Source organism: Microvirga vignae, assembly GCF_001017175.1.
Taxonomy (GTDB): Bacteria; Pseudomonadota; Alphaproteobacteria; order Rhizobiales; family Beijerinckiaceae; genus Microvirga; species Microvirga vignae.
Genome location: NZ_LCYG01000016.1, coordinates 330,560 through 350,419, shown reverse-complemented (window position 1 = coordinate 350,419; position 19,860 = coordinate 330,560). Strand labels below are relative to the sequence as shown.

Sequence of the window (19,860 nt, the reverse complement as noted above, 5' to 3'; positions counted from 1 at the left end):
CGGCCCTAAAGCCGCCGCTCCTGTGGTCTCGATGATGGCAGCTTTTTAAGCCGCAATCGACATCTGCGGCGCTGCCGAGCGCACGTCTGAATCGACGTGGCCTTCGAAGCGCTTGAAATTCTCGTTGAACATGGCAATCAGGCGCTTGGCGGTCTCGGCGAACTCCGCCTTATCCTGCCAGGTCTTCACCGGATACAGGATGTGCGGCTCGACGCCGGGCACCGATGTCGGCACCGCGAAGCCGAAGTAAGGATCGCGGCGGAAATCGGCGCGGGAGAGCGAACCGTCGAGTGCAGCGGTGAGCAGGCGGCGCGTGACGCGGATCGGCATGCGACGGCCGACGCCGTATTTGCCGCCGGTCCAACCCGTATTGACGAGCCAGCAATCCACCGAGTGCTTGGCGATGAGATCGCGCAGCAGGTTGCCGTATTCCGAAGGATGGCGCGGCATGAAGGGCGAGCCGAAGCAGGTGGAGAAGGTGGCTTCCGGATCCTTCACGCCCTTTTCCGTGCCCGCCACCTTCGCGGTGTAGCCGGAGAGGAAGTGATACATGGCTTCCGCCGGCGTGAGCTTGGCGATGGGGGGCAGAACGCCGAAGGCATCGCAGGTGAGCATCACGATGTTCTTCGGAATCCCTGCGCGGCCGGTAGCGCTCGCATTCGGAATGAAGTCCAGCGGATAGGCGCAGCGCGTGTTCTCCGTCTTGGACGCATCGTCGAAGTTCGGAACGCGGGTGATGGGGTCGACCACCACGTTCTCCAGAACCGTGCCGAAGCGCTCGGTGGTCGCGAAGATCTCGGGCTCCGCTTCCCGCGAGAGGCGGATGGTCTTGGCGTAGCAGCCGCCCTCGAAGTTGAACACGCCGTTCGGGCCCCAGCCATGCTCGTCGTCGCCGAGCAGGATGCGGTTCGGGTCGGCCGACAGCGTGGTCTTGCCGGTGCCGGAGAGGCCGAAGAATACGGCGACGTCCCCGTCATGGCCCACATTGGCGGAGCAATGCATGGGCATGACCTTCTGCGGGGGCAGAACGTAGTTGAGATAGGTGAAGACCGACTTCTTCATCTCGCCGGCATAAGAGGTGCCGCCGATCAGCACGATCTTGCGGGTGAAGTCGCAGGCGATCACCGTTTCCGTGCGGCAGCCGTGGCGGGCCGGATCGGCCTTGAAGGACGGAAGGTCGATGATGGTGAGGCCGGGCACATAATCCCGCAGCTCGCCCGCCTCGGGGCGGATCAGCAGGTTGCGGATGAACAGGGAGTGCCAGGCGAATTCCGTGAAGACCCGCGCCTTGATCCGATAGGCCGGATCTGCGCCGCCATAGAGATCCTGCGCGAACAGCTCCTTGCCCTCGGCATGGGCGAGGAAATCCTGCAGCAGAGCGTCGAAATGGCCCGGGGTGATGGAGCCGTTGTTGTCCCACCAGACGGTGCTTTCGGTGTTCTCGTCCCGGACCACGAACTTGTCCTTGGGCGAACGGCCCGTGTGAACGCCGGTCTCGGCCAGGAGAGCGCCGCCCTTCACGAGCTTGGTCTCAGCCCTTGTCAGGGAATGCTCATAGAGTGCGGGGGCTTCGAGGTTCCAGTAGACTTTTTTGAGATTGCGAAAGCCGATGGCCTCCGCGCCTTGAGCGCTGTTGAAGACGCCGATGTTATCCACGGAAGACTTCTCCTGGTCGCCGATCGTCGAGCAGCCGGATGTGCCGCCTTTCAGATGGCCGTCACATTGTTGCACTCAAGCGGTGCAGTCCACTCCCGCAAATCCGCTTGAACTAAGGATGTTTAGGTCAGGCGGCTAAGCCGTCAACCGAGGGCATTCCATGGCATTCTATTTTTTGCGGCGCTAGACCCATCCAGGGTAGTTCGCCTGGATTTTCAGCATTTGCCGCAGAGTTCTTTGGAAGGATTGACGGGAGAGGCCTCCATCGTGCAATGCTTCCAGGCTCTGGGCAGCCCTTCTCGTGCGGCAAATCGGGCCGAAAATGGCCTGGGATCATTCATCTCCTGTTGAACGCGCGCTTCCTGGACACCACTATCGCATGGCTTAGCCCTGGTACTTGGGCTGTGTGTAACCATATTTATGCCACGAGTAAGGCGCAGTTGGGCACACTTTAAGGCCTTCTGCGTTGTCGAACGATACGTCACGCGACCATCGTCCGTGTAAGCTTAGGGAAGAGTTCATGCCCACGATCGCTCTTGTCGATGACGATCGCAACATCCTGACTTCCGTGTCGATCGCCCTTGAGGCGGAGGGATATCGCATCCAGACCTATACCGACGGGGCCTCCGCCCTCGACGGCCTGAAGCATGCGCCGCCGGATCTTGCCATCTTCGACATCAAGATGCCGCGCATGGACGGCATGGAGCTGCTGCGGCGCCTGCGCCAGAAGTCTGACCTGCCCGTGATCTTCCTGACCTCCAAGGACGAGGAGATCGACGAATTGTTCGGCCTGAAAATGGGCGCGGACGACTTCATCCGGAAGCCCTTCTCCCAGCGCCTCCTGGTCGAGCGCGTGAAGGCGGTGCTGCGCCGCTTCGCTCCCAAGGACCAGAGCGCCCCCAAAGAGGCCGACCCGAAGGCCCTGGAGCGCGGCCAGCTGAAGATGGACCCGGAGCGCCACGCCTGCACCTGGAAGGGCGAGCCGGTGACGCTCACCGTGACCGAATTCCTGATCCTGCAGGCGCTCGCCACACGCCCCGGCGTGGTGAAAAGCCGCAATGCCCTGATGGATGCTGCCTATGACGATCAGGTCTATGTGGACGACCGCACCATCGACAGCCACATCAAGCGCCTGCGCAAAAAGTTCAAGGTGGTTGACCCAAGTTTCGAAATGATCGAGACCCTTTACGGCGTCGGCTATCGCTTCAAGGAAGCTTAACGCCTGAAGACGCCTGCCTTCGACGGCAGAGGACAACCAGGAAAGACGGGCATGGTCCGAAAAGATCTCTCGGGCCGTGGCTGAATGAGTGGCATGAAGGCTGATCCCATCCACGCCGAGGCGTCGCCCGACGATCCGCCTGCTCCTCGTGGCATCCTGGCGCGGCTGCAGGATTTCGGCCGCATGCTCTACCAGCGCGCCTCGTCGAGCCTGACGCGTCGCATCGTCGTGCTCAATCTCGCGGGCCTCGTGGCCCTACTCGTGGGCTTTCTCTACCTCAACCAGTTCCGCGAAGGCCTCATCGAGGCGCGGGTGCAGAGCCTGCTCACGCAAGGCGAGATCATCGCCGGCGCCATCGCGAGCTCCGCGACGGTGGAAACCAACACCATCACCCTCGATCCTGACCAGCTCCTCCAGATGCAGGCGGGCGAGACCGAGCGCCTGAACGACGAGAGCCTCTCCTCGCTCGAATTCTCCATCAACCCGGAGCGCGTCGCCCCCCTGCTGCGGCGTCTCGTGACCCCCACCCAGACCCGCGCCCGCATCTTCGACCGGGACGGCCTGCTCCTGCTCGATTCCCGCAACTTCTATTCCCGCGGCGACATCCTGCGGATGGACCTGCCGCCGGTCGCCAATGTGGAGGATACGGCAAGCACCATCGAGCGCACCTGGAACAGCGTGCGCAAGATGTTCCGGCGCACCAAGCGCCCGGTGCAGGAGGAGGCGGGCCCCGTCAACGGCAAGTCCCTCTCGGAAGTCCAGCAGGCCTTCTCAGGCCAGCAATCGAGTGTGGTGCGTGTGAACACGCGCGGCGAGACCATCGTCTCCGTCGCAGTGCCGATCCAGCGCTTTCGCACGGTGCAGGGCGTATTGCTGCTCTCGACGCAGGAAGGCGACATCGACGCCATCATCGCCTCCGAACGCTTTGCATTGCTCCAGGTGTTCCTGGTGGCGGCGGTCGTGATGATCGTGCTCTCGCTTTTCCTCGCAGGCGCGATCGCGGGCCCCGTGCGCCGCTTGGCGGAAGCAGCGGAGCGCGTTCGCTGGGGCACCAAGTCCCGCCAGGAGATCCCGGATTTCACCAATCGCTCGGACGAGATCGGCCACCTGTCCGGCGCGCTGCGCGACATGACGAAGGCGCTCTACAATCGCATCGACGCCATCGAGAGCTTTGCGGCGGACGTGGCGCATGAGCTGAAGAACCCGCTCACGTCGCTCCGGAGCGCCGTGGAAACCCTGCCTCTCGCCCGCAGCGACGAATCCCGCGGGCGCCTCATGTCGATCATTCAGCACGACGTGAAGCGCCTCGACCGGCTCATCAGCGACATCTCCGATGCCTCGCGGCTCGATGCGGAACTCGCCCGTGCCGATGCGGAACCGGTGGACATGACGCGTCTGCTCGATGCGGTGGTGTCGGTGGCCAACGAGCGTCGGCAGGAGCACGACCCGCTCGTCGAGCTCAGCATCGAGAGCCATCCGCGCGGCCGCGATGCCTTCCTGGTCCTCGGCCATGACAGCCGTCTTGGCCAGGTGTTCAACAACCTCATCGACAATGCCCGCTCCTTCTCGCCTCCCGATGCACCGGTGCGCGTGACGTTGCGGCGGCGGAAGACCGAGGCCGAGGTCCTGGTGGAGGACAACGGTCCGGGCATCGAGCCCGATGCCCTGGACCGCATCTTCGAGCGCTTTTACACGGACCGGCCCAACCAGGGCTTCGGCCAGAATTCCGGCCTGGGGCTGTCGATCTCCCGGCAGATCATCGAGGCTCATCGCGGCAAGATCCGTGCCGAAAACCGGCTCGGCCCGCCGGACGAGACCGGCGAGCCGAAGCGGCTCGGCGCCCGCTTCATCATCCGCCTGCCCACGGCCGAGAATCCGAAGGGCAAGAAGGAGCAGGCGAAGAAGGAGGCGGCCAGGCGGGAACAGGCTAGAAAGGCTGAAGGAGAGAAGACGCCTTGAGCCAGCCTGAAACCATCCATGCGTCCTGCGTCGTCATCGGCGAAGCCGGTGTTCTGATCCGGGGTCGCTCGGGCTCGGGCAAATCGACCCTGGCGCGAGAGATGGTGCTTCACGCCATCCAGGCAGGCCGGTTCGGCTGCCTTGTCGGCGATGACAGAACCAGTCTCCGCGTCGAGCACGGGCGCCTCCTGGCAAGCCCGGTGGAGCCGCTCGCCGGCCACCTGGAGATCCATGGTCTGGGCATCACCCGTCAGCCCTACGAGCCCGCCGCCGTCATCCGCCTCGTCATCGATCTCAGCGAAGACCCGCCGCGCTTTCCGGAAGCGGAAGACGGAAACATTGTTCTATGCGGCGTCATGGTCCCTCGCATCCGCATGCGGGCCGGGGCAAGTTTTGCGAGCATTGCCCTTGGGCGCCTGAGTGGTGTTTGCGACACGGTGTTGACACTGTGATGAACTTTTCCTCTCAATGCTCTTGCGCTTGGCTTCGCGGTGCACAAAATAGCGGCTCCGCTCTCGGAGCGTTTGGACTCGGAACAATATGATTGGAATGGTGCTCGTCACCCACGGGCAGCTCGCGACGGAATTCAAAGCCGCGCTGGAGCATGTCGTGGGTCCTCAAGAGCAGCTTGAGACGATCACGATTGGCCCTGACGACGACATGGAAACACGGCGCAAGGACATCATGGCCGCCGTGTGCCGGGTCAACTCGGGTCAAGGCGTCGTGGTTCTGACCGACATGTTCGGGGGGACACCCTCGAACCTCGCCCTGTCCTGCATGAACGGCGGCTCCGTCGAGGTGGTGGCCGGCATCAATCTGCCCATGCTCATCAAGCTGGCTTCCGTCCGCGACGAGGAGCCCTTGAACGACGCGGTCTCCCACGCGCAGGAGGCGGGGCGGAAATACATCAACATCGCCTCGCGCGTTCTGTCGGGAAAATAAGAACCATGGATCAGCCCCTCGACCAGGATTGCCCCCCGTCTCCTGTTCCCGACGGGGCCGAGGTCCGGGAGCTCCCGATCATCAATCGCCGGGGCCTGCACGCCCGGGCATCGGCCAAGTTCGTGCAGACCGTCGAGCGCTTCGACGCCGACGTGACCGTGACCCGCTGCGGCGAGACGGTCGGCGGCCGCTCGATCATGGGTCTCCTGACCCTGGCCGCCGCTCAGGGGACCACGATCACCGTTGCCGCGAAGGGCCAGGACGCCCAGGCCTGCCTCCAGGCCATCGACGACCTTCTCGCCAACAAGTTCGGTGAGGAGGAGTGAGCGCCAGTAGCGCACACCCTCTCGCTTTAAGGTTCAAGCCCCGTCATCCCCGGACTTGTTCCGGGGATTCACGTCTTAAAGCTAGGGCGCATGAAAGGCGTGGATGGCCGGGACTGGTCCCCGGATCGAGTCCGGGGACGGCCATGACGAGGAAAATCAGGCACGGGAAGAGCATTCCGGACGCAGCGCGGTTTTGAGATCGTTCAACGGGATAAGCGCGCCTTTGGAAAAACCGAAGCATATAAAGACATCTTTATATCTTGATTGCCTCCCGGGCGGCTCTCTGGTAGAGACAGCGCGAATTGAAACCCCACGGGTGCACGGAGGCCATCATGGCTCAGGACTACATCGTTAAAGACATCGGCCTCGCCGATTTCGGCCGCAAGGAGATCTCGATTGCCGAGACCGAGATGCCGGGCCTCATGGCCGTGCGCGAGGAATACGGCCCCAAGCAGCCGCTGAAGGGCGCCCGCATCGCCGGCTCGCTCCACATGACGATCCAGACCGCGGTGCTGATCGAGACCCTTAAAAGCCTCGGCGCCGACATCCGCTGGGTGTCCTGCAACATCTACTCCACCCAGGACCACGCTGCCGCTGCGATCGCCGCCGCCGGCATCCCGGTCTTCGCCTACAAGGGCGAGACCCTGAAGGAGTACTGGGACTTCACCGCCAAGCTCTTCGACTGGCATGATGGCGGCATGCCGAACATGATCCTCGACGACGGCGGCGACGCCACCATGCTGGTCCACATGGGTCTGCGCGCCGAGCAGGGCGACACCGCCTTCCTCGACAAGCCCGGCTCCGAGGAAGAGGAAGTCTTCTTCGCCCTTCTCAAGCGCCTGCTCTCGGAGAAGCCGAAGGGCTGGTTCGCCGAGCTCGCCGCCTCGATCAAGGGCGTGTCGGAAGAGACCACCACCGGCGTTCACCGCCTCTACATCATGGAGAAGGAGGGCAAGCTCCTCTTCCCCGCGATCAACGTGAACGACTCGGTCACGAAATCGAAGTTCGACAACCTCTATGGCTGCCGCGAGTCGCTGGTCGACGGCATCCGCCGCGGCACGGACGTGATGATGGCCGGCAAGGTCGCCATGGTCGCGGGCTTCGGCGACGTGGGCAAGGGCTCGGCTGCCAGCTTGCGCCAGGCGGGCTGCCGCGTGCTGGTGTCGGAAGTCGATCCGATCTGCGCGCTCCAGGCCGCCATGGAAGGCTATGAGGTCACGACGATGGAGGATGCTGCTCCCCGCGCCGACATCTTCGTCACCGCGACCGGCAACAAGGACGTGATCACCATCGACCACATGCGGGCGATGAAGGACCGCGCCATCGTCTGCAACATCGGCCACTTCGACAACGAGATCCAGGTTGCGGCTCTCAAGAACCTCAAGTGGAACAACGTGAAGCCGCAGGTGGACGAGATCGAGTTCCCCGACGGCCACCGCATCATCCTGCTGTCGGAAGGCCGCCTCGTGAACCTCGGCAACGCCATGGGTCACCCGTCCTTCGTGATGTCGGCCTCCTTCACGAACCAGACGCTCGCTCAGATCGAGCTCTTCGCCAACCAGGGCAAGTACGAGCGCAAGGTCTACACCCTGCCCAAGCACCTTGACGAGAAGGTGGCTGCCCTGCACCTCGAGAAGATCGGCGTGAAGCTCACCAAGCTGCGTCCCGACCAGGCATCCTATATCGGCGTCAAGGAGACCGGCCCGTTCAAGCCGGACCACTACCGCTACTGATCGGCCCTTCCCTTACGAAATGCCTCAAGAAAGCCCGGCTCCATGCCGGGCTTTTTCATAGTTTCCACGATCGAATCGACAGAGTGCCGCAGCGTCATGCGTGTGTCGTAAATGCAATAGCTTTCCACCAATTGCGCACAGCTTCTCCAAAGGAAGATTAAGCCGACGTTAACCCTCTTCCTGGCGGAGTCAGGGGTGGTCTAGAGTGAACGCGATTCGACCGGCGGTACCGCGGTTTTTTGTGAAACCATGCCGGCAGTTCCGTTCATGCGTAGGCGGTATCTCTTCTGGAGCAATAGAAAAAGCTCCGGAGGCGTGAACACACTTGGCCTGTTGAAGGCCGCTTGTATTGGGGGAGGACCGCACGGCATGGCCGGGCTAGGGGAGCATCAAAACGGAAGCCGAGGCGAGGCAGGCATCCTCGCAGGCTTCGTCCGCGTGCCCTTGAGCCTGACGCTTCTCTCCGGAACCTCGCAAGCGGCGCTGGCCGCTGACGAGCCCTTTCGGCTGATGGAAAAGGCCTCCGACGTCCTCGCTTATCTTTACGGTTTCAACCTGCACAGCGCTGCGGCCTTCGGCCTCTTCATGGGCCTCGTGTCGCTCACCACCATCACCTCCCTGTTGCTGATGCAGGAGCGGCGCCGCTCCGCGCGGGTGGAACGCGCCTTGCGAAAGGAGCTCGCGGTTCTACGCGGCTCGGATGATCTCGCAACCCTGCTCATGGGTTCCGAGCGGCAGTTGCTGGTGAGCTGGCAGGGACGGGACAGCGAGCCGCGTTTCCAGGGCGATCCTTCCATCATCGGCGAGGGGGCGCCTGCCCGACGCGCGCTTGCCTTCGGCACCTGGATGCAGCCGAGCGACGCGGCCGCCGCAGAATCATCCCTCGAGCAATTGAGGCAGCGTGGCGAAGCGTTCCGCCAGGTGGCACGCACATTGTCCAACCGCTTCATCGATGTGGAAGGCCGGACCATCGGCGGCCGCGCGATCCTGCGTCTGCGCGACGTGACCGGCGACCGCGCCGATCTGCTGAAGATACGCGCTGATCTTGCCAACGCACGCAGCGATCTGCGCTCCATGACCATGCTGCTCGACGACGTGGCTTATCCGCTCTGGATCCGCGATGCGGACGACAAGCTGCTCTGGGCGAACCAAGCCTACTTACGCGCCGTCGAAGCGCCGAATCTCGACGATGCGATTGCCCGCTCCCTCGAGCTCCTGAGCGAACGTGCGCGCGACGACGCGCGCCGCCAGCGCAAGAGCGATGCGACCTATGCGGCGCGTGTGACGGCCGTCGTTGCAGGCCAGCGCGCCGTTCTCGATGTGATCGAACGCCCCACCGCAGGCGGCAGCGCGGGCATTGCGGTAGACGTATCGGAATTGGAGGCCGTGCGCACCGATCTGCAGCGGCAGATGGATGCGCATGTGCGCACGCTCGATCAGCTCCCGACGGCGGTCGCGATCTTCGATGGATCGCAAACGCTGATCTTCAGCAACGCCGCTTATCAGCGCCTCTGGGGCCTGGATGCAGCCTTCCTCTCCTCGCGTCCCACGGACAGCGAGGTCCTTGATCGTCTGCGCACCGCGCGCAAGCTGCCGGAGCAAGCGGATTTCCGCGCCTGGAAGGCGGATTTCCTCAACGGCTATCACTCGGTCGAGCAGCAGGAAACCTGGTGGCATCTGCCCGACCGCCGCACCTTGCGTGTGGTGATCAATCCCAATCCGCAAGGCGGCGTGACCTATCTGTTCGACGACGTGAGCGAGCGCTTCGAACTCGCATCGCAGGTAAACTCGCTGACCCAAGTGCAGGGTGAGACGCTCAACACGCTCAAAGAGGGCGTGGCGGTGTTTGGCTCGGACGGACGCCTCAAGCTGCACAACCGTGCCTTCGCGGAAATGTGGAACTTGGCCCCCGACATGCTGACGCAGAATCCGCATGTCGAAACGATCATCAAGGCTTGCCGCCTGCTGGCGCCGCAAGAGGAGCCGTGGATCGACATTCGCGGCGCAGTGGTTGGCCTCGCCGACATGCGCATGGGCCTCTCCTGCCGCATCGAGCGGCCTGATGGCTCGGCGCTCGATTGCACGGCGCAACCTCTGCCCGACGGCGCGACGCTGTTGAGCTTCACCGATGTCACCGCGAGCGTGAACGTGGAGCGCGCGCTCACCGAGCGCAACGAAGCGCTGGAGCGTGCCTCGCGGCTTCGCGACGAATTCGTGCACCACGTGTCGTACGAGCTGCGCTCGCCGCTCACCAACATCATCGGCTTCACACAGTTGCTTGGCGACGAGACCGTGGGCGCGCTCAACCCGCGCCAACGCGATTATGCGGATCACATCATGCGCTCCTCGGCGGCGCTGCTCGCGATCCTCAACGACATCCTGGATCTTGCCTCCATCGACACAGGCTCGCTGGAGCTCACGCCGGAGATCGTCGATATCCGCTCCACCATCGAGGCCGCGATGCGCGGGCTCGAGGATCGGCTGGCGGAATCATCGCTCCATCTCGTCATCGATACGCCGGGCGACATCGGCACCTTCGTGGCGGATGGCAAGCGCGTGCGGCAGATCCTGTTCAATCTGCTCTCGAATGCGGTGGGCTTCTCCTCGCCGGGTCAGACCATCACGGTCTCTGCCCGCAAGCGCGGCAGCGAGGTCATCTTCGAGGTGAAGGACCAGGGCCGTGGCATCCCGCCGGAGATCAAGGCGCGCATCTTCGAGCGTTTCGAGAGCCACACATTGGGCACCCGCCACCGGGGCGTGGGCTTGGGGTTGTCCATCGTCCGCTCCTTCGTGGAGCTTCACGGCGGGCGCATCGATCTCACCTCCGCGCCGGGCCAGGGCACCACGGTGACCTGCATCTTCCCCAATGACCGGCAGGAATCTCCCTCCGATGGCCGATCCGGCCCCTCCGCGCTAACTCCTATGGCTGCCGAGTAGGACCCTGTGATGGTGAATGGATTGGCCCTTATGTCCGAGCAGGATGTCTCCCAAGTCGCATGGATCGTGACGCTTCCCGATCACGAGGCCACGGAGAATTTCGCCCGCAAGCTCGCGGAGGAATTAAAGCCCGGCGATCTTGTGACCCTCTCAGGAGGACTTGGCGCCGGCAAGACCACCTTCGCCCGCGCCCTCGTGCGCACCCTTGCGAATGACCCGGAGCTCGAGGTCCCGAGCCCCACCTTCACCCTGATGCAGGTTTACGACAGCCCGGTCTGCCCTATCGTGCATGCGGATTTCTATCGCCTCTCGGGTGGCTATGAGCTGGTGGAGCTGGGCTGGGAGGAATTGACGGAAAACGCCATCGCGCTCGTCGAGTGGCCGGAGCGGGCTGAGGATGGGCTGAACCCCGAGCACCTCGATATTCACCTCGATATGGGGCCTGGAGGCCGTGGCCGCGTCGCCATGCTCACCGGTACCGGCGCCTTCGCCTCGCGCCTGCAGCGCATCAAGGCGTTCCGCAATCTGGTGGATCGCTGCGGCTGGTCGGATGCCACGCGCCTGCCGATGCCGAGCGACGCTTCCGTGATCCGCTCCTACGAGCGATTGGTGAAGCCGAACGGCGAGACCGCGCTTTTGATGATCTCGCCGCCGCGGCCCGTCGGCCCGCCCGTGCGGCGCGGCAAACCCTATACGACCATCGCAAAACTCGCCGAAACCGTTCATGCGTTTGTGGCCATGGACAAGGGCCTGCGCGCGTTGGGCTTCAGCGCGCCCTACATCTACGGCGAGGACCTCGATACGGGACTCCTGCTGATCGAGGACCTTGGTTCCGAACCGGTGGTCGACGAGAACGGCCCGATCCCCGAGCGCTATGCGGAAGCGACGCGCCTTCTCGTGAAACTGCACAGCACAGAGCTGCCGCAGGTGCTGCCGGTCTCCGATGGCATCGAGCATGAGATTCCGCCCTATGATCTCGAAGCGCTGCTCATCGAGGTGGAGCTTCTTGCCGACTGGTATGTGCCGCACATCATCGGCACGCAGCTCTCCGGCTCCGCGCGCGCGGAATTCGTCAATCTCTGGACGGAAGCTTTGGGTGAAATTCTCGCAGGCCCCGTCACCTGGATCCTGCGCGATTATCACTCGCCCAACCTCATCTGGATGCCTGAGCGCGAAGGCCTGCAGCGCGTGGGCCTCATCGACTTCCAGGACGCGGTGCTGGGCTCGCCGGCCTATGATGTCGCCTCTCTCCTGCAGGATGCGCGCGTGACCGTGCCGGCGGATCTGGAGCTGAAGCTCATCGGCCTCTATGCCCGCGAGCGCAAAGCGGCCGATCCCGATTTCGACGTCTCGGGCTTTGCCCGCGCCTATGCGATCATGGCGGCGCAGCGCGCCACGAAGATCCTCGGCATCTTTGCGCGCCTCGACCGGCGCGATGGCAAGCCGCATTATCTGAAGCATCTGCCGCGGATTGAGACCTATCTCACCCGCAACCTCGCGCACCCGGCCTTAGGCAAACTCAAGGTCTGGTATGAGACTTACCTGCCGCGCCTCATTCCGCTCGAGGATGAGACGCCCCCTTCTTCTTGAGCGATTTCAGTGTCCCAGTTGTCCCAACGCAAGCCCCACACCGCCATCGTCCTTGCTGCGGGTCTCGGCAAGCGCATGCTGCCGATTACGGCCTCTATCCCGAAGCCCCTCGTGAAGGTGGCGGGGCAGAGCCTGATCGATTTCGCGCTCGACAAGCTGCACGAAGCCGGCATCGGAAAGGTGATCGTGAACGTGCACCACTTCGCTGACATGCTGGAAGGGCACCTGCGCATGCGCACCTTCCCGCAGATCGTGATTTCCGACGAGCGGTCTGAACTTCTCGAAACCGGCGGCGGCGTGAAGAAGGCGCTGCCGCTGCTGGGAAATGATCCCTTCGTCACCTTCAATTCCGATTCCATGTGGATCGAGGGCGAAAGCCCAAATCTGAAGCGCCTCGTGTCGGCCTGGGAGCCTGAGTGCATGGACATTCTGATGCTCGTCGCCCCGTTATCCACAAGTGTTGGCTATGAGGGACGCGGCGACTTTCACCGCGATGCGGACGGCCGCCTGCATCGTCGTGGAGACGACCCCAGTGCGGATTTCGTCTACGCAGGCGTGGCCATCCTGAAGCCGGAACTGGTCGTCGGGACGCCCGAAGGAGCCTTCTCGGCCAACGCTTTCTACGACCGGGCCATCGCGAAAGGACGCCTCTACGGCTTGCCTCTGACGGGGCAATGGCTGCATGTTGGAGAGCCTCACACGATTGCCGAGGCAGAAAAGTGCCTTGCCGCCAGCACGCGATGAAGTTGCAGAGTGCCGAGCATGATCCGGAAAAGTGGAGACCGGTTTTCCGATCAGATCATGCTTGCTCAAAAAGATTTGCCGCGCGTCTTCTCGATCCCTCCGGGTTGTGCCTTCCTGCCGGCCCTGGTGGACGCGCTGCTTGAAGGCCGCCTCGTCGGCCCGCTCTCCGATGAGCCTGCCGCTCTCGCCGACGTCACCATCTACGTTCCGACGCGCCGCGCCACCCGCGCGTTGATCGCGCTGCTGGCTGAGCGCGGCGCAGGCCGTGCTCAATTGCTGCCGCGCATCGTGCCCCTGGGCGAGACGGATGAAGCCGAATTCGAGCTGACAGGCCTGGAAGGCACGCCCTTTGCGGAAGCCGCGAGCCTGAAGCCGCCCATTCCGCCGCTGGAGCGCCGTCTCATCCTCACGCGCCTCGTGCAGCGCTGGTCGGCGGAAGTGGACCGCGCGCTGCTGCAGCTCGGCCCCGAAGTGCCCTTCATGGTGCCCGCCTCTCCCGCCGATGCGGTGAATCTTGCCGGCGATCTCGAAACGCTCATGGATGCCTTCACGACGGAAGGCATCGACTGGCATGCCCTCGAACTCGCGGTCGATTCCGACTACTCGAAATATTTCGAGATCACGCGCCACTTCGTGCAGATCGCGAGCGAGAACTGGCCGAAGATTTTGGCTGAGCGCCAGGCGAGCGACCCGGCTCAAAGACGCACCGCTTTGATCGAGGCGGAGGCGCGCCGCCTCACCCGCGAACGCCCTGATAATCCCATCATCGTCGCGGGCTCCACCGGCTCCGTGCCTGCGACCGCGCATCTGATGTCGATCATCGCGCGCCTGCCGCGCGGCGCCATCGTGCTTCCCGGCCTTGACACGGATCTCGACGAAGATAGCTGGTCCACCATCGGCGGCGTTGGCAATGACGACACCGATCCGGTTCACGGCCACCCGCAGGCGTCGCTGCGCCGCCTGATGGACAGGCACCTGCGCCTTCCGCGCTCCGCCGTGACCATCCTTGGCGAGCTGCCGGAGGCCGCGCGCGCGCGCAATCACCTGCTCTCGGAAGCGCTCCGCCCCGCCGACACCACGGATCGCTGGGCCCTCATTACGCCGGAAGAGCGTTTGGCGATGAGCCGCAGCGGCTGCGACGGCCTCACCATCATCGAAGCCATGGACGAGCGCGAAGAGGCGTTCGCCATCGCGATCGCCCTGCGCGAGACGCTCGTGCATCCCGACAGGACTGCCGCTCTCGTGACACCTGACCGCGCGCTGGCCGCACGCGTGACGGCGGAACTCGCCCGCTGGGGATTGAGCGTAGAGGATTCAGCGGGCATTCCGCTCGCCGATACGCCCGCAGGACGTCTCGCACGCCTGACGGCGGAAGCTGCAGCCGATGATTTGAGCCCCGTGCGACTGCTCTCGCTGCTTGCGCACCCGCTGGTGCGTCTGGGCTTCCCACGCGCCACCGTCGAACACGCGGCGAGCGTTCTCGAAGTCGGCGTTTTGCGCGGCCCTGCGCCCGCCCCCGGCATCGAAGGCATGCGCGCAGCCCTCGCCACGCGTCGCACGGAAAAGGACCATCGCACGCCACGTCCCCGCGCGCGCCTGAACGATGCGGATTGGGACCTCGCCGACACGCTGCTGCAGCGGTTGGGTTTTGCCTTCCAGACCTTCACACCCGCCGTCTATGGCGAGGAACGTATCGATCTGATGGCTCTGGTGGAGCATCACCGGCGCGCTTTCGAGCGGCTCTGCGCGGCGCCTGAGGATGAAGTGGGAGAAAGTGAGCCTTCGCTCGAACCGCTTGCCGCCCTCTTCGACGATCTCGAGAACTCGGATATCCGCGAAGAGGAAGGCCATCCGCTCGAGGGCCGCTTCGTCGATTATCCCGCCTTCTTCGCCGCGCTCGCCAAGCAGCGCTCCTTGAGCCCCTCGCCGCGCTCCACGCATCGCCGTTTGAAAATCCTTGGTCTCCTCGAAGCACGCCTTCTCTCGGTCGACCGCGTCGTGCTCGGCGGGTTGGATGAAGGCACGTGGCCGCCGCGCACGGTCACGGATGCGTTCCTCAACCGGCCCATGCGCGCCCGCGTCGGCCTGATGCCGCCGGAGCGGCGCATCGGCCAGACCGCGCACGATTTCGTGCAGGCGCTCGGCACCCATGACGTGGTGATCACCCGCGCGCAGAAGCGCGACGGATCGCCCATGGTGCCCTCGCGCTTCCTGCAGCGCCTCAAGGCTTTTACCGGCAAGGAGGTGTGGGAGCGCATGGTGAAAGCGGGCGAGTACTACCGCCGCCTTGCGCGCACGCTCGACACACCGGAGCCCGCCCCGCCACTGCCGCGCCCGCGCCCGAAGCCCGACCCTGCCCTCTTCCCGCGTGCTTTAAGCGTCACGGAAGTCGAGACGCTGGTGCGCGATCCCTATTCCATCTTCGCGCGCCACGTCTTGAAGCTCGATGCGTTGGAAGCGATTGCGGTTGCGCCGAGTGCGGCCGATCGCGGCACGATCATTCACGACGTCGTCGGCCAATTCGCCGAGCGGTTCCCGAAGGATCTGCCCGCTCACGCGCAGGAAATCCTGCTGGGGCTCGGCGAAGTCGCCTTTGCCGACATCGCGGAAGCCTATCCCGAACTTTATGCCGAATGGTGGCCGCGCTTCGAGCGGCTCGCCATCGCCTTCCTCGACTGGGAGCAGCAGCGTCGCCCCGACATCGCGGAAGTTTATGCCGAGCGCTCGGGCCGATTGTCGATCCCGCTCCCCGACGGCTCGATCTTCAACCTTCGCGCGCGCGCCGACCGCATCGAACATCGCCGCGATGGCGGCTTCACCATCATCGACTTCAAGACCGGACAGCCTCCCGGCGTGCGCGAAGTCTATGCCGGCTTCTCGCCGCAGCTGACGCTCGAAGCCATGATGCTGATGAAGGGCGCCTTCAAGGGCTTAGCCGTGGCGAAGGAAACGCCGGACCTCGTCTACGTTCACACCACCGGCGGGCGAAAGCCCATTGATCCCCGCGAGATCAAACCGACTGGGAAAGAAACTCGAACTGTTACCGAGATCGTGGAGGAGCATCGCCGCCGCTTCGAGGGCATGATCGCGCGTTTCGTGAAGGGCGAGGCGGCTTATGTCTCGCGGCCCTTCCCGAAATATGCGCGGCGCTTTTCCGAATACGATCATCTGGCGCGCGTGAAGGAATGGTCGCTGGCGAGCGCCGGCGGGGCTGAGGGCGGCGAATGAGCAACGATCTCGTCATTCCCGACTACACCAAAGAGGCGCAGCGCCGCGCCGCGAACCCGCGCGCCTCCGCATGGGTGTCCGCCAATGCCGGCGCGGGCAAGACGAAGGTGCTCACCGACCGCGTCGTGCGCCTGCTGCTCGCAGGCTCGCTGCCCGGGCGCATCCTATGCCTCACCTTCACCAAGGCGGCCGCCGCCAACATGGCGATCCGCGTGTTCGAGCGGCTGGGACGCTGGGTGACGATGGACGAGGAAAGCCTCGTGGCCGAACTCACGGAGCTCGAAGGCCAGAGGCCCGCGCGCCAACAGGTGAAGCTCGCCCGAACGCTCTTCGCGCGCGCCGTGGAAACGCCGGGCGGCCTGAAGATCGACACGATTCACGCCTTCTGCGAGCGCCTGCTGCACCTCGTGCCCTTCGAGGCCAACGTGCCCGCGCGCTTTGCCGTGCTGGACGAGAGCCAGACCGACGAAATGCTGGCGCAGGCCGTGAAGAACGTGCTAGCGGACGCTTCGAACGGCAACTTCCCTTACTTGAAGGATGCGCTCGACATCATCAGCGTCGATGCGGTGGGCGATGCGCTGACGTCCGCTCTTAACGCGGCGCTCCGCTGCAAGTCCTTCCTGCACGATCCCAAAGGCATCGCGCGCCTGCGCCAGGAGCTTGGTCTCAAAGCCGACGAGACGCTTGAAGGCATTGAACTGACGATGCTGGAGGGCGGGCTCACACCGGAGACTTGGCCCGCCATCGCGCAGGAGCTTTTGAGGGGCAAAAGCACCGATCAGAAGCGGGCCGCGTCTCTGATTGCGGCAGCCGAAGCGATCGATTCCTCCGCCAAACTCGAGCATTACCTTTCCGTCTTCCTCACCGATGGCGGAACGCCCCGTAAGGGATCCGCCTTCCTGACGAAGGACATCGACGACAGCCTGAAAGAGAAACTGCTCGATGAGCAAAGCCGCATCTGGAATCTCATAGACAAGCAAAAGGCCGCCCGCGCCGTGGAGCGCACGCAGGCGCTTTTCCTGCTCGCCGCCGAAATCCACGACCGTGTCGAACAGGCGAAGATGCGGCTCGGCGCGCTCGACTTCCAGGATCTCATCGACAAGACGCTGGCGCTGCTCTCGCGCGGCGACACGGCCTGGGTGCTCTACAAGCTCGATCGCGGCATCGACCATGTGCTGATCGACGAGGCGCAGGACACGAACCCGCAGCAATGGGACATCCTGCGCAGGATCACGGAGGATTTCACCGCAGGTCAGGGCGCCGCCGGCTCGCGCATCCGCACGCTCTTCGCGGTGGGCGATCCCAAGCAGTCGATCTACGGCTTCCAGGGCGCGGCCCCGCAGGAATTCGAAACCACCCGCCGCGACTGGTCGAAGAAGGTGCGCGAAGCGGATCTCCTCTTCGAGGACGTGTCGCTCACCATGTCGTTCCGCTCAGGCAGGGCCGTGCTGTCGGCGGTCGATGCCACCTTCGCGGTTGAAAAGAACTTCAAGGGCCTCTCTTTCGAGGACAAGGTGGTGGGCACCGTGCACGAGAGCGCCCGTCCGCATGCGCCGGGCCTCGTGGAATTGTGGCCCACCGAAACGCCTGCCGACGAGGAGGAGCCGGAGGCCTGGGTTCTTCCCGTCGATGAGCCCGAGCAGCAATCGCCGCCCGTCGTCGTCGCGCGCCGCATCGCGCAGGCCGTGAAGTGCTGGACCACCAAGGGCGACGAGAACGGTCGCGTGTGGACGGCAGGCGACGTGCTCGTTCTCGTGCGCAAGCGTGGTGCGGCCTTCGAGGCGGTGATCCGCGCGCTGAAGGAAGCAGGCGTGCCGGTGGCGGGCGCGGACCGGCTCAACATTGGCGAGCATATCGCCGTGCTCGATCTCGTGGCCGCGGGGCGCGCGGCGCTGCTGCCGGATGACGACCTGAGGCTCGCGACTGCCCTGAAATCGCCGCTCGTCGGCTTCACCGATGATGACCTCATCCGCATTGCCGCCGATCGTGCGGATGACGAGTCGTTGCATGCGGCTTTGCAGCGTCATGCGCAAACAGGTAATGCGAAGGCGAAGCGTGGTTGCGAGGCGCTGCAGGCGTGGCGCGAACTCGCCGCGCAGCACGGCCCCTTCGGCTTCTTCGCCACATTGCTCGGACCTCGTGGTGGACGCTCGCAGCTTGTCGCTCGTCTCGGCAGTGAAGCGGGCGATGCCATCGATGCATTTTTGTGCTTCGCGCATCAGTCGGAAATGACGGAAACGCCTTCGCTCACCGTCTTCCTCAACCGCTTCGAATCCGCCTCGCACACGATCAAGCGCGATCTCGACTCGGTGAACAACGAAGTGCGCGTGATGACGGTGCACGGAGCGAAAGGTCTCGAGGCACCCGTCGTCATTCTCATCGATGGCTGCGAGGTTCTGGGCCGCGATCCGCCGCTGCTGCAATTGCGGACCAAGGCAGGCGAGACGATCCCCGTCTGGTCACCGGGCAAGAGCGGCGATTGCAGCGTGATGGAAGAGGCCCGCGATCTTCTGCATGCGAAAGGCTACGAGGAGCACAACCGTCTGCTCTACGTGGCCATGACCCGCGCCAAGGATCGCCTGGTGATCGCGCCCTATCTCACGGGCCGCAAGGACTCGCCGCAGGAAGCCTGGTGCGAGATGATCCGCCATGGGCTTGTGCAGAAGGCAGGCGGCCTGGAACGCAGCGAAGCGCCTTACGGACCGATCGACCTCTGGCGCGAGGGCTCGGCCTTGGCGCGCACGCTCGCGGCTGAATCGGATATCGCGCCGCTCGAGCCCTTCGAGGTGCCGGATTGGCTGACCCTTCCCGCCAGGCCTGAACCCGAGCCCCTGCCCCCGATCCGCCCCTCGAGCGCCCTGGGAGCCGCCGAGCGCATGACCCGGCCGGGCGACGGCCCCTATGCCCCCGAGGCACGGCTTCGCGGCACCCTGGTCCATGCCTTGCTGGAACGCCTGCCGGCCCTCGGCGCCGAGCATCGGAAAACCATGGCGCGCGCCTATGTGCGGGCCCGAGCGCCGCGTCTTCCTGTGGAGCTTCGCGAATCGGTCGTCGCCCATGCGCTCGACGTCCTGGAGCATGAGGATCTCAAAACCCTCTTCGGGCCGGGCTCCCGCGCCGAGGCTCCCATCGCAGGCAAGGTTCTGACTGCTCAAGGGGAACTCATGGTCTCCGGCCAGATCGACCGCCTGGCTGTTCTGGAGAACGAGGTTCTGGTGGCGGATTTCAAGACGACGGCACGGGCGCCCAGGCCCGGTCAGCCGCCGCTTCAATCCTATGTGGCCCAGCTTGCGCTCTACCGGACGCTTCTCTCCGAGATCTATCCGGACAAGCGTATCCGCACCTTCCTGGTCTGGACCACGGGGCCGGTGATCCACGAGCTGAGGGAACCGGAGCTTGAGTCGGCTCTTACCCTCATCAAAGCAGCGTGAGGGAAAGAGCCCTTGCTTGATTCCCGAAACCGCCGTTCTTACCTTGGCTCTATCGTCGAGCGGCTCGTCTTGAGTCGCTGTATCAAAAATTCAAA

General features: G+C 64.3%; 12 protein-coding genes. 11 read left to right on the top strand and 1 reads right to left on the bottom strand.

The window, feature by feature from the left end:
- Positions 1 to 45: 45 nt before the first annotated feature.
- Positions 46 to 1,656 (bottom strand): phosphoenolpyruvate carboxykinase, encoded by a 1,611-nt coding sequence (locus tag AA309_RS06520; protein WP_047188236.1) that lies wholly within the window; start codon positions 1,654 to 1,656, stop codon positions 46 to 48.
- A gap of 520 nt (positions 1,657 to 2,176) precedes the next feature.
- On the opposite strand from AA309_RS06520, the gene AA309_RS06515 reads away from it, so the two are divergent.
- From AA309_RS06515 to addA, 11 genes are all read left to right on the top strand, one after another.
- The gene (locus AA309_RS06515; protein ID WP_047188140.1) at positions 2,177 to 2,875 is read left to right on the top strand and encodes a response regulator transcription factor; all 699 of its coding nucleotides are present in this window, start codon (positions 2,177 to 2,179) and stop codon (positions 2,873 to 2,875) included.
- 93 nt (positions 2,876 to 2,968) lie between these two features.
- Entirely contained in the window at positions 2,969 to 4,834 is a 1,866-nt protein-coding gene (locus AA309_RS06510; RefSeq protein WP_047188139.1) for a sensor histidine kinase, read from the top strand.
- Positions 4,831 to 5,286 carry an HPr kinase/phosphorylase gene (locus AA309_RS06505; protein ID WP_047188138.1) on the top strand — a complete coding sequence of 152 codons (456 nt, stop codon included), beginning with the start codon at positions 4,831 to 4,833 and terminating at the stop codon, positions 5,284 to 5,286. Before AA309_RS06510 ends, AA309_RS06505 begins: the two co-directional genes overlap by 4 nt.
- A gap of 88 nt (positions 5,287 to 5,374) precedes the next feature.
- Complete coding sequence (locus tag AA309_RS06500) at positions 5,375 to 5,776, top strand: PTS sugar transporter subunit IIA (RefSeq protein ID WP_047188137.1); 402 nt, start codon at positions 5,375 to 5,377, stop codon at positions 5,774 to 5,776.
- Between the two features lie 5 nt (positions 5,777 to 5,781).
- Positions 5,782 to 6,102: an HPr family phosphocarrier protein gene (locus tag AA309_RS06495; RefSeq protein ID WP_047188136.1), complete on the top strand. Its 321-nt coding sequence runs from the start codon at positions 5,782 to 5,784 to the stop codon at positions 6,100 to 6,102.
- A 332-nt stretch (positions 6,103 to 6,434) separates the two neighbouring features.
- On the top strand, positions 6,435 to 7,835 hold the full coding sequence (gene ahcY / locus AA309_RS06490; protein WP_047188135.1) for an adenosylhomocysteinase: 1,401 nt from the start codon (positions 6,435 to 6,437) through the stop codon (positions 7,833 to 7,835).
- A 369-nt stretch (positions 7,836 to 8,204) separates the two neighbouring features.
- Positions 8,205 to 10,772, top strand: a complete 2,568-nt coding sequence (locus AA309_RS06485) for a sensor histidine kinase (RefSeq protein WP_047188134.1) — start codon at positions 8,205 to 8,207, stop codon at positions 10,770 to 10,772.
- Between the two features lie 30 nt (positions 10,773 to 10,802).
- Positions 10,803 to 12,362: a tRNA (adenosine(37)-N6)-threonylcarbamoyltransferase complex ATPase subunit type 1 TsaE gene (gene tsaE / locus AA309_RS06480; protein WP_052954509.1), complete on the top strand. Its 1,560-nt coding sequence runs from the start codon at positions 10,803 to 10,805 to the stop codon at positions 12,360 to 12,362.
- Between the two features lie 9 nt (positions 12,363 to 12,371).
- The gene (locus tag AA309_RS06475) at positions 12,372 to 13,106 is read left to right on the top strand and encodes a nucleotidyltransferase family protein (RefSeq protein WP_150117410.1); all 735 of its coding nucleotides are present in this window, start codon (positions 12,372 to 12,374) and stop codon (positions 13,104 to 13,106) included.
- Between the two features lie 57 nt (positions 13,107 to 13,163).
- On the top strand, positions 13,164 to 16,334 hold the full coding sequence (gene addB / locus AA309_RS06470; protein ID WP_047188234.1) for a double-strand break repair protein AddB: 3,171 nt from the start codon (positions 13,164 to 13,166) through the stop codon (positions 16,332 to 16,334).
- Positions 16,331 to 19,765 (top strand): double-strand break repair helicase AddA, encoded by a 3,435-nt coding sequence (gene addA, locus AA309_RS06465; RefSeq protein WP_047188132.1) that lies wholly within the window; start codon positions 16,331 to 16,333, stop codon positions 19,763 to 19,765. Before addB ends, addA begins: the two co-directional genes overlap by 4 nt.
- Positions 19,766 to 19,860: the final 95 nt, after the last annotated feature.